Raw genomic sequence first — 12,445 nt, 5'->3', positions numbered from 1 at the left:
GGCCCGGACCAGCTCGTCATTGAGCGCAGCCTGCACCGGCGCACCGAGGCGGCGCTGGCGAAAGCCTAGCAGGAGGGCAATCAGCGCGCCGATCCAAACCAGCGCGGCCACGGCGCCCAGTATAACGAGTAGACCCTCAAGCGCCCCGTCGGCCCGTCCGGCAATCTCGAACTGACTTGCCTGCCAGACGAGAAAACTCACCCCCGTCAAGACAAGCAGCCAGCGGCGCCGGCTGGACAATTTGTCAACTTCGCTCATGACCTCTTCCTCTGTGTAACCTTTGTGTTACACGCTAGTCGAAACCAAAAGTAACGTCAACGTTACACGGCAATTTTATTTTTCATCGATATAGACCTCTCCATTGAGGTCATCGAGTTTGGTCTGGAAGTGGGCGCGGACATCCTCGACGGCCTGATTGTAGACCGTCGGGCCGAGCGTCTTGAGCAGGTGATCAATGATTTCGCCGGCGCGGAAGTCGCTAAGGGTCTCGTCGAACTCTGTCGAGAACAGTGTCTGCAGGTGCGCGACCAGGGCTTCGCGGCGCTCGTCGCTAAGCTCGATCGTCTTCATTCCACGACACCGACAATCGGACCCATATCGAGGCCCTGTTCGGTGCGGTTATAAGCCGGCGCATAGATGCGCGAGACCTGGCCATCGAGGAAGAGCGCATTCGGCGCGCGCAGCTTGTCCTTGAACAGGGTGGCGAAGTCATGAAACGTCACCGGCACGTCCGAGATCACGAAGAAGACCGTCTCGCCATTGCGCGCGACGCCGACGCCGTTGCGGCGCTTGTGGGATGTGCCATCAGGATTGAGCGCTGGATGGATGTCGCCGTCGATGACCAGCATCGGGCCTGACTGGGTCGCGAAATCCGGGTCGATGCCCTGATCGAGATAGGCCTGGGATTCAGTAACGCCGGCCTTGTTTCCATCCAGCCAGAACACGCCGTTCGGCTTCATGTGAAAATTGCCGGGCCCCTCATTGGTGTTGACGCTGGCGCTGTCGCCTGTGGCGTCGCGCAGGAAGCCCACCGGCCGCCGGTCCTCATGATACATGCCGCCATTCATCGCGAAGACGAGGCTTTCGCCATCGGCTGCGAGATCGTCGGCGAGCGTCTCGAACTGGAGATAGGGCGTGCCCTCTCCATCGTTGAGGAAGAGACGGATATCGTCACGGGCCGCATTGAAGGTGCAGACGGTATAAGGCGAGGATTTATGCTCGAGCGCGCGGCAGTATTCGCCTGGTTCCTGCGAGGCGATCGGGTCGCACGCGGCCAGAAGCGCCGCGCCAATGACGCCGGTGATGACCCGCAAAGTCCACTTCAGCACAATTGCCGCCTTTTCCGAGGACGGTGCGACCGGCCCTCATTCCTCATCAACCCTCTGCCCTTGGTGAAAGGGTTCGCCTGATCAATCAACTATGGCCATGGAAGCAATGGTCCATGGCAATTTTATGCCCGAGCGGCTTGCTCATAGGCTTCGCTCGCTTCGATCCAGGCCTCTTCGGCGCTGTCGAGCGCGGCCCGCAGGCGGTCGCGGTCTGCGCCGAGCTTTTGTGACTCTGCCGGATCGCGGTCATAGAGCGTTGGATCGGCGAGTTTCGCGTCGAGATTTGCCAGATCCCCACGCAGCTTTTCCATCTCGCGCTCTGATGCGGAGATACGCTTGCGGATGTCTGTCGTGGCGCGGCGGACATCGGAATCAGACCGCTTAGGCGCTGGCGGGGCAGGCGCAGGATCACCCTTTGTATTGCCCGTATCGGCGCGGGTCTTGTCAGCCGCCAGCACGAGCGCGCGATAGTCCGACAAGTCGCCGTCATAAGGGGCAGCCTGGCCCTCATTGACCAGCCACAGCCGGTCAGCGGTCGCTTCGGCGAGATAGACGTCGTGCGTGATCAGCAGGACGGCGCCTTCATAGTCGTTCAGCGCGTGGATCAGCGCCTCGCGGCTGTCGATGTCGAGGTGGCTGGTCGGCTCGTCGAGGATCAGGATGTTCGGCTTTTTCAGCGCCGTCAGGCCTAGCAGAAGCCGGACTTTCTCACCGCCGGAAAGTTTCTCGACCTTCGTCTCCGCCTTGTCGCGATTAAAGCCGATATTGGCGACGATCGACCGTATCTGTCCCTCTGTCGCCGCCGGGCGCATCCGGCGGACATGGTCGAGCGCGTTCTCACCTTCATTCAGCTCATCAAGCTGGTCCTGGCTGAAATAGCCGATCTCGACCTTTGGGGCAGACACGCGGTTGCCATCAAGCAGCTTGAGCCGCCCGGCAATGGATTTGACCAGCGTAGACTTGCCCTGCCCGTTCGCGCCGACGATGGCGATCCGGTCGTCATTGTCGACACGCAGGCTGGTATTTCGCAGGACAGGCTCGCCCTCGCGATAGCCAAGATCGGCGTCATCCAGCACGAAGAGCGGGGAGGCAAGTTCCTCGGAGGCCGGAAACTCGAACGGATGGGTGCGCTCTTCCAGCGGGATGACGATGTCCTGCATCTTCTCCAGCATCTTGATGCGGGACTGGGCCTGCGTCGCCTTGGACGCTTTGGCGCGGAAGCGGTCGACGAAGCTTTGCAGATGGGCGCGCTGCTTGTCCTGCTTTGTCTTCTGCGCCTGCGCCAGGGCGAGCTGTTCGGCGCGCTTCTTCTGCCAGCTGTCATAATTGCCGGGATGCACGGTGAGCTTCAGATTTTCGAGCGCCAGGATATGCGTCACGGAATTGTTGAGCAGCTCGCGGTCATGGCTCACCAGAAGCACGGTTTGCGGATACTGGCGGATATAGGCTTCGAGCCAGGCGGCGCCTTCGAGGTCGAGATAATTGGTCGGCTCGTCCAGCAGGAGCAGGTCCGGCTCAGCGAAGAGAACACCGGCGAGCGCGGCGCGCATCCGCCAGCCGCCTGAGAATTCGCGGCAGGCGCGGCTGAGATCGGATTGCGAGAAGCCGAGGCCTGTCAGGATGGACGCTGCCCGCGCTTCGCCGGACCAGGCATCGGTGGTCATCAGCCGCTCATGAATCTCGGCGAGTTCGTCCGGATCGGTAACAGTCTCTGACGCGTGCATCAGGGCGGCGCGTTCCGTGTCGGAAGACAGCGTCTCATCCATCAGCGTGCGGTCGGAGGCTTCCACCTCCTGGGCGACCCAGCCCATCTTTGCCGCCTTGCCGATACGGATGGCGCTGTCGGTCTCTTGCAGGCTTTCGCGGATGAGGCGCAGCAGCGTCGATTTGCCGGTGCCGTTGCGCCCGATCAGACCGACCTTCCAGCCAGAAGCAATCCGCGCCGTGGCGCCATCAAGCAGCAGCCGGCCCTGGATCCGGTAGGTGAGATTGTCGATCGTCAGCATGGGCGCGGTGCTACGCGTTCAGCCCTGCGACTTCAATCCTTTTTGCGCGGCTTCATCTTTCGCATCAGGCCTTCCTGCGCCGTTGAGGCGACAAGCTGGCCATCGCGCGTGTAGATCGAGCCGCGATTGAAGCTGCGGCCATTGCCGGCCTTGGGGCTGTCCATGGAATAGAGCAGCCACTCATCGGCGCGGATCGGCGCATGAAACCAGATCGCGTGGTCGAGGCTTGCCGTCATCAGCTTCGGATTGATCCAGTGCAGCCCGTGCGGGCGCAGGCTCGATCCGAGCAGATTCATGTCGCTGGCCCAGGCCACCAGACAATGATGCATGGCCGGCGAGGCATCGACCTTGCCGGCTGTGCGAAACCAGACTTCATTCACATCCGATTTCGGCTTCGGATCGAACGGGTTCATCGCGCCGATTTCCTTCATGTCGAAAGGCTGTGGCCGCGACCAGTGTTTCTGCGCCTCTTCGGGCAGCTTGTCCTTGATCTTCTCGCGAAATTCGTCGCGCGATTTCAGCGCTTCAGGCTGTTTGACCTCCGGCATGTCATGCTGATGGTCCCAGCCATCCTCATGCACATGAAAGGACGCCGACATGTTGAGGATCTGCTGGCCGTGCTGGATGGCGACGACGCGGCGTGTGGTAAAGCTGCCGCCATCGCGGGACCGGTCGACCTCGTAGACAATCGGGATTTTCGGGTCGCCCGGCCGGATGAAATAGGCGTGCAGCGAATGGCACTGGCGGTCTTCCTTCACCGTCCTGTAAGCAGAGGCCAGCGCCTGCGCGATGACCTGCCCGCCAAACACGCGCGGGCGTTCGGCTTCCCACTCAGGCGTGAAGCCCCGGAACAGGTCCACTTCCAGACGCTCAACGTCCAGAATCCCTAACAGCTCGGAAACGGCATCTGTCATATTTGAACGGCTTTCCCATCAGAATTTAACACGCCGCGCTTAGCATCATGCTCAGCAAGTGCAAACAGGTGCGCCGATGCAGGGGCCGCTAAAAACCCCGCACGCGCCACCTCAACCGTAGAGACGATGGTGATGGAATTGCTGAATGTCATGAAGCGCGAATGGGCCGCTGTGTCGGTTCTCTCCAAGGTCAAAAAATGGCTCGACCCGATCGAGAAAGAGCCGAACGTGCTCGTCGCAGACGATCTTGAAGACTGCTTCGAGAAGTATGCGAGCCGCACGGCGGTGCATTTCGAAGGGCGCGACTGGACCTATGACGACATCGACAAGCTCGCCAACCGCATCGCCTATTGGGGCCTGATAAAAGGTCTGCACCGGGGCGACACGGTCGCGCTGCTGATGGAAAACCGGCCGGAATATATCGCCGTCTGGTACGGCCTCTCGAAGATTGGCGTGGTTACCGCGCTGGTGAACACCACGCTCGTCGGCAAGAGCCTTGCTCACAGCATAGACATCGCGAATGCCCGCATGGTGATTACCGGCGAGGATCACGACAAGGCCATTGGCTCGCTGCCCCCGAAAATGCGCGACACGCTTCAGGTGTGGACCTTTGGCGGCAAAAAAGGCCGTGACTTCATGCAGGCGCTGTCGGCCCATTCCGATACCCGGCCCGCGCCGTCCTGCCGCTCGCGCCTCGGCAGCGATGCGCCGTGCCTGTTTATCTACACATCGGGGACAACCGGCATGCCCAAGGCCGCGCGCATGTCGAACGCCAAGGTTCGCACCATGCTGCGCACCTTCATTGCGCCGTGCGGCGCAGGCGCAGATGACCGGACCTATGTCACCCTGCCGATGTATCACGCGACCGGCGGGCTCTGCGCTGTAGGTCTTGCGCTGCAAACCGGCGGTGCTGTGATCCTGCGCCGGCGTTTCTCGGCCTCTGCCTTCTGGCAGGAATGCGCCGACACCAAAGCGACGATCATCGCCTATATCGGCGAGCTGTGCCGCTATCTTATGAACCAGCCGGAAAGCGACGCCGACCGCAAGCACAAGGTGCGCGTCGCGCTCGGCAACGGGCTTGGCAGCGATATCTGGGCCGCGTTCGAAGAGCGGTTTGGTCTCAAGAAAATCGTCGAGTTCTATGGCTCGACCGAAGGCAATGTGAAGTTCATGAATTATGACGGCACGCCCGGCGCCTGTGGCCGCGTGCCGGCGATCGCGCGTAAACGCTACAGCCATGTCGCTTTCGTCAAATTCGACGTCGACACGCAGATGCCTGTCCGCGATGAAGCGGGCCACTGCGTCCGCGTCAGCACCAATGAAACCGGCGAAGTGCTCGGCCGCCTCGGCGAGGATGGATCGACCCGGTTCGAGGGCTATCAGGATGAGGCCGCCTCAGAGCAGAAAATCCTGCGCGATGTCTTTGAAGAAGGCGATGCCTGGTACCGCACCGGCGACCTGATGCGCATGGACAAGCATGGCTATGTCTATTTCGTCGACCGCGTCGGCGACACGTTCCGCTGGAAAGGCGAGAATGTCTCGACCAGCCAGGTCGCAGAAGCGCTGTCGAAAATCCCGGGCGTGACCACCGCGAACGTCTATGGCGTGGCCGTGCCCGGCGCCGATGGCAAGGCCGGCATGGCGTCTGTCACGACGAATGGCTATCTTGACTACAAGGACGTTCTTGACCGGCTCGCCGCACACCTGCCGCGCCACGCAATCCCTGTGTTCATTCGCGAGCAGCAGGAAGCGACCACCACCGGCACGTTCAAATACCGCAAGGTCGATCTCCAGAAAGAGGGCTTCAACCCGAAAAAGGTGAAAGACCCTGTCTGGTATGTCGACCCCGAGACCGGCCGCTACCGCCAGATGACCCCTGAAGACTATCAGAAGGTCGCGAATGGCGGGCGTTTCTAGCTCGGTTTGAGGTAATCGGCCTCGCCCTTCGACAGGCTCAGGGTGAGGTCGTTATTTTCTCCGTCGCAACCATTCGCCAACCTCATCCTGAGCTTGTCGAAGGATGACGCTCGGCGGCCCTACCGCCCCATCGCATCGCGCACGAGATCGGATTCCGCTTCCGCCACGATGGCCTCGAGCGCACTGTCAGAATTCACGCGTTCCTTGCCAACCTCCAGCATCACCGGCACGGCAAACGGGCTGATCTTCTCAAGCGCCTGATGATCGATCTTGCCGCGGATACGGCTCAGCATGTCTGACAGGCGGCGGATGTCGAGCAGGCCCGTCGCCGCGTCCTGACGGGCGGCCTGGAGCAGGATGTGGTCCGGCTCATGGCTGCGCAGCACGTCATAGATGAGGTCCGTCGAAAAAGTGACCTGACGGCCGGTTTTTTCCTTGCCCGGCAGGCGCCGCGCGATGATGCCGGAGATTTGCGCCGCCTGCGCAAAGGTGCGCTTCATGAGCGGACTTTCCTCAAGCCATTCCTCAAGATCATCGCCGAGCATGTCGGGGTGGAAGAGCGCGTCCATATCGATGGTGGACATGTCATCCATCGCCCAGACGGCCATCGCATATTCCGACGCGACGAAGCCAAGCGGTTTGGCCCCTGCCCGCTCCAGCCGGCGCGTCAGCAGCATGCCGAGCGTCTGGTGGGCGAGCCGGCCTTCGAAGGGATAGGTCACGAGATAATGCCGGTCGGCGCGCGGGAAGGTTTCGACGAGGAGATGGTCCGGCGGAGGGATCTCTGATTTTTCCTTCTGGATCTCGAACCACTCGCGCACCTGGTCCGGCAGGCCCTGCCACTGGGCCGGATCATGGATCATGTGACGGACCCGGTCTGCCAGAAAGGTCGTCAGGGGGAATTTGCCGCCATTATAGGTCGGAATGGCCGGCTTGTCGGTCTGGGCGCGTGTAACCAGCACATCGAGTTCGGAGATGCCGATGAAGCGCAGGATTTCGCCGGCGAAGAGGAAGGTATCGCCGGGTGTCAGCGTCGAGATGAAATACTCCTCGATTTCACCGAGCTTGCGGCCGGCACGGATGGCGCGTTGATCGCCTCGAATCTTGGCGGTCTCCTGTCGGCCCTTACGTTCGCCGACCTTCCCGACAAAGTTTGCAAGCCGGACATTCAATAGCTGCGCCTCGACGATGGCGCCAACATTCATCCGGTGCTGCTGGGCATCGCGGGCTGTGCGCACACGCCAGACACCGTCCTGCATGCGTACAATCCGTTTGAACCGGTCATAGGTTTTGAGCGCATAGCCGCCGGTCGCGACAAGGTCGACGACGCGCTCATAGGTCTCCCAATCGAGGTCCCCATAGGGGGCAGCGCGGCGGATCTCGTTGAACAGCGGCTCGAGTTCGAAGCCGACACCGCAGGCCCGGCCCATAATGTGCTGGGCGAGCACGTCGAGCGAGCCTTCGCGCATCGGTTCGCCGTCGATCTCGCCAGCTTCGACGGCGGCTTCTGCGGCGCGGCATTCGAGTACTTCGAACCGGTTGGTGGGGACGAGCAAAGCGCGGCTCGCCTCATCCATGCGGTGATTCGCGCGGCCGATGCGCTGGATCAGGCGGGCCGCCCCCTTCGGCGCGCCCATCTGGACAACGAGATCGACCCCGCCCCAGTCAATGCCAAGATCGAGCGTCGAGGTACAGACAACGCCTTTCAGCACGCCTTTTGCCATGGCCGCCTCGACCCTGCGGCGCTGCTCGACGGCGAGCGAGCCATGGTGAAGCGCGATGGGCAGGGCGTCTTCATTCGCCCGCCAGAGCTCTTGGAAGATCAGCTCGGCCTGGCTTCGGGTATTCACGAAGACGAGCGCCATCTCCGCGCCTTTGATGGCCTCGTACACCTCGGGAATCGCAAAGCGCCCGGAATGGCCGGACCAGGGGATACGCTCGCGCGAGACGAGGATATCGATGTTTGCGCCGACGCCGCCCGCAGCGCGGATGAGTTTCGTCTCCCGCCCGTCGCGCTTGGGCAGCCATGAGGCAAGCTGTCCCGGATCACGCACCGTGGCCGACAGGCCTACAAAGCGGCAGGCGGGCGCCCATTCCGCCAGCGTTGCGAGACCAAGCGAGAGGAGGTCACCCCGTTTCGAGGCGGCGATGGCGTGGATCTCGTCGACGATCACGCATTTCAGGTCAGAGAAGAATTCGTCGGCATGGTCAGACGCGATGAAGAGGGCGAGCTGTTCGGGCGTCGTCAGCAATATGTCCGGTGGATTGGCGCGCTGGCGCTGGCGTTTGGACTGCGGCGTGTCGCCTGTGCGCGTCTCGATCCGGATATCGAGGCCCATTTCGGCGACGGGGATGTTGAGATTGCGCTCGACATCCGTGGCGAGGGCCTTGAGCGGCGAGATGTAGAGCGTGTGGAGCGCGGGGCGGCCGGAGTTGGATTTCGGCTTTCGCTCCAGCTCGATCAGGCTGGCGAGAAAGCCGGCCAGCGTCTTGCCGCCGCCCGTTGGCGCGATAAGCAGCGCGCTGTCGCCGCTGAGGCCGGCTTCAGTGAGGTCGAGTTGGTGCGCACGCGGGTGCCAGCCACGGCCTGCAAACCAGTCCTCAAACCGGTCCGGCAGCGAAAAGGAAAGGGGCGCAGCATCGGCCATGCCTCAAGACATAGTGCGGTTTCAGTTTTTCTGCGATGCCACCACTGACGCCCTCGTCCTTCGACTTCGCTCAGGATGAGGGCATCTTTTAAGCCTGCAGGAAGGCCTCATGGTGAGCGAAGTCGAACCACGAGGCCGGTCTGGACATCCCTAGTTGCCCTGCATTTCCAGATCCGACGCTGCCGTCTGGGCCGCGAGGATATCGGACGTCGCCATGTCGATGCTCGACAGTACGTCGCGGGTGAACGCCACGATGTTGAAGCGTTCGCCATCGGCGACATCGAAGCCGCGGCGCACGATCACGACGTCCAGCGACGGCACGATGACCATATACTGGCCGCGATTGCCGATGCCGGCATAGGTGTCACTCGGAATGCCGGGGAAGCGGTCGAGCAGCCAGAAGCTGGCGCCATAGCCCAGCGAGGACGGGTCCGTCCGGTCCGGCTGCGCCGAGCCTGGCGAGGAGACAAATTCGGCCCAGCCCTGCGGCAGGATACGCTCACCGGCCCAATAGCCATCCTGGAGATAGAGCTGACCCAGGCGGGCCATGTCGCGCGCCGTCATCCAGACCTGCGAGGAGGAGACGAAATCGCCGCCCCAGTCGGTTTCGAGCGTGGTGTTGAGCGCGCCGATCTTGTGCAGCAGCGCCTCATACGGGAAACGCCAGTATTTCTGGTCATCCTTGATCGTTTCGCGCAGGCCCCGCATTGCAGCGAGCGTGTCATAGTTCGAATATTTGAACCGCTCACCGGGGGTGACTTCCAGCGGATTAGTGAGCGCAGTGTCAACAACCCGCGCGCCGCCAAAATAGGTGCGGTCGGTGCGGCTGCCCGTGATCCCGGAATCAAGCCCGCTCGCCATCTGGAGCGTGTCGCGCAGCGTAATATTGCGGCGCGGGTCTCCGCCAGCCGTCCAGTTCTCGACAAGCGCGGGATAATCAAGATCCATCATGCCCTGCTCGAGGGCTGCGCCGATAATCGTGGCGGTGAGGGATTTGGCGACAGACCAGGTGCGCTGCGGGGTCTCGGCATCGATGCCGCGGCCATAGCGCTCTGCCATGACCTGGCCGTCCTTGACGATGACGACAGCGCTTGTGCGCGTGCCGCGGCCATAGGTGTTGCCGTCAAAGGCAAAGTTCATGGGCGCCTCGAGGCGGACATTATAAAACGTCGGATCGATCAGATTGACGTCTGACCCGACCGCCGTCGAGACATCGGTCTGGAGCGTCGGAACCGGACCGCCAAAGCGCGGCAGCCAGTCCTCAGCGCTCGGATCGCCGCCAATCGGCAGGAGCGAGCAGCCAAAGCCATCGCGCCAGACCGCAATGCGGGGCGGCTCGCCGCGCTCATAGCGCACAGCGACCGTGCGGTTGCGATCATTGATGCTCGGCTCAGAGGTTGAGCGCATCGGCTTGCGATAGTCGACATAAATGCCATCGAGTTCGTTGAAATCGATCTCGTTCAGCGACTTGCCGGCCGTGAAGGTCGCAGAGCAGGTGAACAGCGCCTTGTAGCCGGCGGCCAGCGCTTTCTGCATGATTTCAGTGTCGCCGCCCTCCTGGGCAGAGGCGAAGGACGGGGCGAGGAATGCTGCCGCAAGTACAGGCGCAATCAGTCTTTTCATGATCGAAAGGCTCCATTCAGATCAGGGACTATTCAGACCGTGTGTGTCACACGCCGAAAAGGCAGAAACATGGCAGCGCACAACGGGAACTACAGGGCTGAACTCTTAACCCTATATGAATCGCATGATCCGGCCCGACCTCCTCCTGTGCCCGACACCCAAGGGGCTCTACTGCCCGCCCGGCGACTTCTATATCGATCCTGTGCGGGGCGCTGTGGACCGGGCTGTCGTGACCCATGGCCACGCAGACCACGCGCGCGCGGGGCACGGGTCTGTGCTGGCAACACCTGAGACACTGGCCATCATGGCGTCGCGCTATGGCGAGGATTTTGCCGGGCAGACGCAGGCGATCGAATATGGCGAAACGGTTGAGGTGAACGGCGTGACGGTGTGGATGTCGCCGGCTGGCCATGTGCTCGGCTCAGCGCAGGCCGTCGTCGAGTGGAAGGGTCTGCGCATGGTGTGCACGGGCGACTATAAGCGCCGCCGAGACCCGACCTGCCGCCCGTTCGAGCCGGTCGAGAGCACCCATGTGTTCATTTCCGAGGCGACATTCGGCCTGCCGGTTTTCAAGCACCCGGATGATGCGGGTGAAATCAGAAAACTGCTCGACAGTGTCGCGACGTTCCCCGAGCGCACGCACCTTGTCGGGGTCTATGCACTCGGTAAGGCGCAGCGTGTGATCAAGCTGATCCGCGAGGCGGGCTATCAGGACACGCTCTACATCCATGGCGCGCTGGAAAAGCTCTGCAATCTCTACGAAGACCACGGTGTGGCGTTGGGGCCGCTGGAAACCGCGACGCTCGACACGAAGGAGCGCGGCGCGCAGGAGCGGTTTCGCGGCAAGATCGTGCTCGGCCCGCCCTCCTCCTTTCATGACAAGTGGGGCCGGCGCTTTCCTGACCCCCTGCCCTGTTTTGCGAGCGGCTGGATGGGTGTGCGCCAGCGGGCCAAACAGTCTGGCGTCGAGCTGCCGCTGATCATTTCAGACCATGCCGACTGGGACGAACTGACAGACACGGTGCGCGAGGTCGATCCGGAGGAATTGTGGATCACTCACGGGCGCGAGGATGCGCTCGTTCGCTGGGCCGAGCTTGAAGGGCGCAAGGCGCGGCCGCTGCGTCTGGTCGGCTATGAGGATGAAAATCTGGACTAGGCTTCATTAGGCGAATTCGCGTCTGAGGCGCATACTCCACGCTTTCCAGGGTGGAGGACGATATGAAACTGCTCGTGACGATAGGGGTCGCAGCGCTGGCGCTTTCGGCCTGCCAGGGCGCCAATTGCGCTGACAAACAGCCGGCGGGATTAACCGTCGCCATGCCGGAAGCCAAACAGGATGCAGCCAAGTCCGCCGCCCTTGACGAGATCTACGAGCGCTACCCGACCCGCGCCATGGTTGATGCGTCCGCGACCACGGCAAGGGCCAGAGCCCCCGGCGTCTATGACGTCCATGTCGAAATGACGGGCTCGCCTGAGGCGCGAGCGATATATGATGTTGTGGTCACCGAAACGCCGGACGGCACCCTTGAAATAAGGACGTTCTACAAGACGCAGTGATCAGCCCGCCTGGCGCGCCTTGATGATCTTGAAAGTGGCGCTGGACCGGGCGACCGGCTCGCCGCCTGCGAGGACAAGCGCGGCCGTAAAGCAGAGCGAGCCGCCCGTCTTCACGAAATGCGTGTCGACTTCGAGCCACTGGCCGATCTGCGCCGAGCCGATGAAATCGGTATTCAGGCTGACCGTGACGAGGCCGCCGACATCGCTCCGCCCCTCCTCGCGCAGCGCTTCACCCGCGCTGAGCCCCATGGAATTGTCCGCCAGCGCAGAAATCAGCCCCCCATGCGCGAAGCCGCGCGAATTGCAGTGCGCATTGGCAATATGTACGCCCAGGATCAGCTTGCGCGGGGCGCGTTTCGAATAGAGCGGCTCCCACGGATCGGTGAAACCGGATGTCTTGAAGTGGCGCTCGAAGCCATCTGGCACCTCGCTGTCTGTCATTCCTCGCCTCC

11 protein-coding genes are annotated in these 12,445 nt (G+C 62.2%); 3 read left to right on the top strand and 8 right to left on the bottom strand.

What is annotated here, in order from left to right; all coding sequences use genetic code 11:
• The 5 genes from WA989_RS05840 to WA989_RS05820 form a co-directional block, all read right to left on the bottom strand.
• A partial coding sequence (locus WA989_RS05840) for a hypothetical protein (RefSeq protein ID WP_424339568.1) occupies nt 1-258 on the bottom strand: 258 nt, incomplete at its 3' end.
• Nucleotides 259-333: 75 nt separating this feature from the next.
• Nucleotides 334-570, bottom strand: coding sequence for a DUF2164 domain-containing protein (locus WA989_RS05835; protein ID WP_424339567.1), 237 nt, complete (start codon nt 568-570; stop codon nt 334-336).
• Complete coding sequence (locus WA989_RS05830; protein ID WP_424339566.1) at nt 567-1,328, bottom strand: phosphodiester glycosidase family protein; 762 nt, start codon at nt 1,326-1,328, stop codon at nt 567-569. The genes WA989_RS05835 and WA989_RS05830 overlap by 4 nt, the downstream gene beginning before the upstream one ends.
• Nucleotides 1,329-1,450: 122 nt before the next feature.
• On the bottom strand, nt 1,451-3,334 hold the full coding sequence (locus WA989_RS05825) for an ABC-F family ATP-binding cassette domain-containing protein (protein WP_424339565.1): 1,884 nt from the start codon (nt 3,332-3,334) through the stop codon (nt 1,451-1,453).
• A 32-nt stretch (nt 3,335-3,366) separates the two neighbouring features.
• The gene (locus WA989_RS05820) at nt 3,367-4,248 is read right to left on the bottom strand and encodes an acyl-CoA thioesterase (RefSeq protein WP_424339564.1); all 882 of its coding nucleotides are present in this window, start codon (nt 4,246-4,248) and stop codon (nt 3,367-3,369) included.
• A 132-nt stretch (nt 4,249-4,380) separates the two neighbouring features.
• On the opposite strand from WA989_RS05820, the gene WA989_RS05815 reads away from it, so the two are divergent.
• Nucleotides 4,381-6,165: a long-chain-acyl-CoA synthetase gene (locus WA989_RS05815; protein ID WP_424339563.1), complete on the top strand. Its 1,785-nt coding sequence runs from the start codon at nt 4,381-4,383 to the stop codon at nt 6,163-6,165.
• Between the two features lie 119 nt (nt 6,166-6,284).
• Here the strand turns inward: WA989_RS05815 and WA989_RS05810 are convergent, their stop codons facing one another.
• Both WA989_RS05810 and WA989_RS05805 read right to left on the bottom strand, forming a co-directional pair.
• Nucleotides 6,285-8,813 (bottom strand): ligase-associated DNA damage response DEXH box helicase, encoded by a 2,529-nt coding sequence (locus WA989_RS05810; protein WP_424339562.1) that lies wholly within the window; start codon nt 8,811-8,813, stop codon nt 6,285-6,287.
• 150 nt (nt 8,814-8,963) lie between these two features.
• Nucleotides 8,964-10,436, bottom strand: coding sequence for a serine hydrolase domain-containing protein (locus WA989_RS05805; protein ID WP_424339561.1), 1,473 nt, complete (start codon nt 10,434-10,436; stop codon nt 8,964-8,966).
• Nucleotides 10,437-10,560: 124 nt separating this feature from the next.
• Between WA989_RS05805 and WA989_RS05800 the strand changes: the two genes are divergently transcribed.
• Both WA989_RS05800 and WA989_RS05795 read left to right on the top strand, forming a co-directional pair.
• On the top strand, nt 10,561-11,592 hold the full coding sequence (locus WA989_RS05800) for a ligase-associated DNA damage response exonuclease (protein ID WP_424339569.1): 1,032 nt from the start codon (nt 10,561-10,563) through the stop codon (nt 11,590-11,592).
• Between the two features lie 62 nt (nt 11,593-11,654).
• Nucleotides 11,655-11,993 (top strand): hypothetical protein, encoded by a 339-nt coding sequence (locus WA989_RS05795; protein ID WP_424339560.1) that lies wholly within the window; start codon nt 11,655-11,657, stop codon nt 11,991-11,993.
• Here the strand turns inward: WA989_RS05795 and WA989_RS05790 are convergent, their stop codons facing one another.
• Nucleotides 11,994-12,434 (bottom strand): PaaI family thioesterase, encoded by a 441-nt coding sequence (locus WA989_RS05790; protein ID WP_424339559.1) that lies wholly within the window; start codon nt 12,432-12,434, stop codon nt 11,994-11,996.
• Nucleotides 12,435-12,445: the final 11 nt, after the last annotated feature.

The organism is Henriciella sp., assembly GCF_049649345.1.
In the GTDB taxonomy this organism is placed as follows: Bacteria; Pseudomonadota; Alphaproteobacteria; order Caulobacterales; family Hyphomonadaceae; genus Henriciella.
Note: the sequence above shows the minus strand (reverse complement) of the source record. Positions and strands in the feature narration are given on the sequence as shown.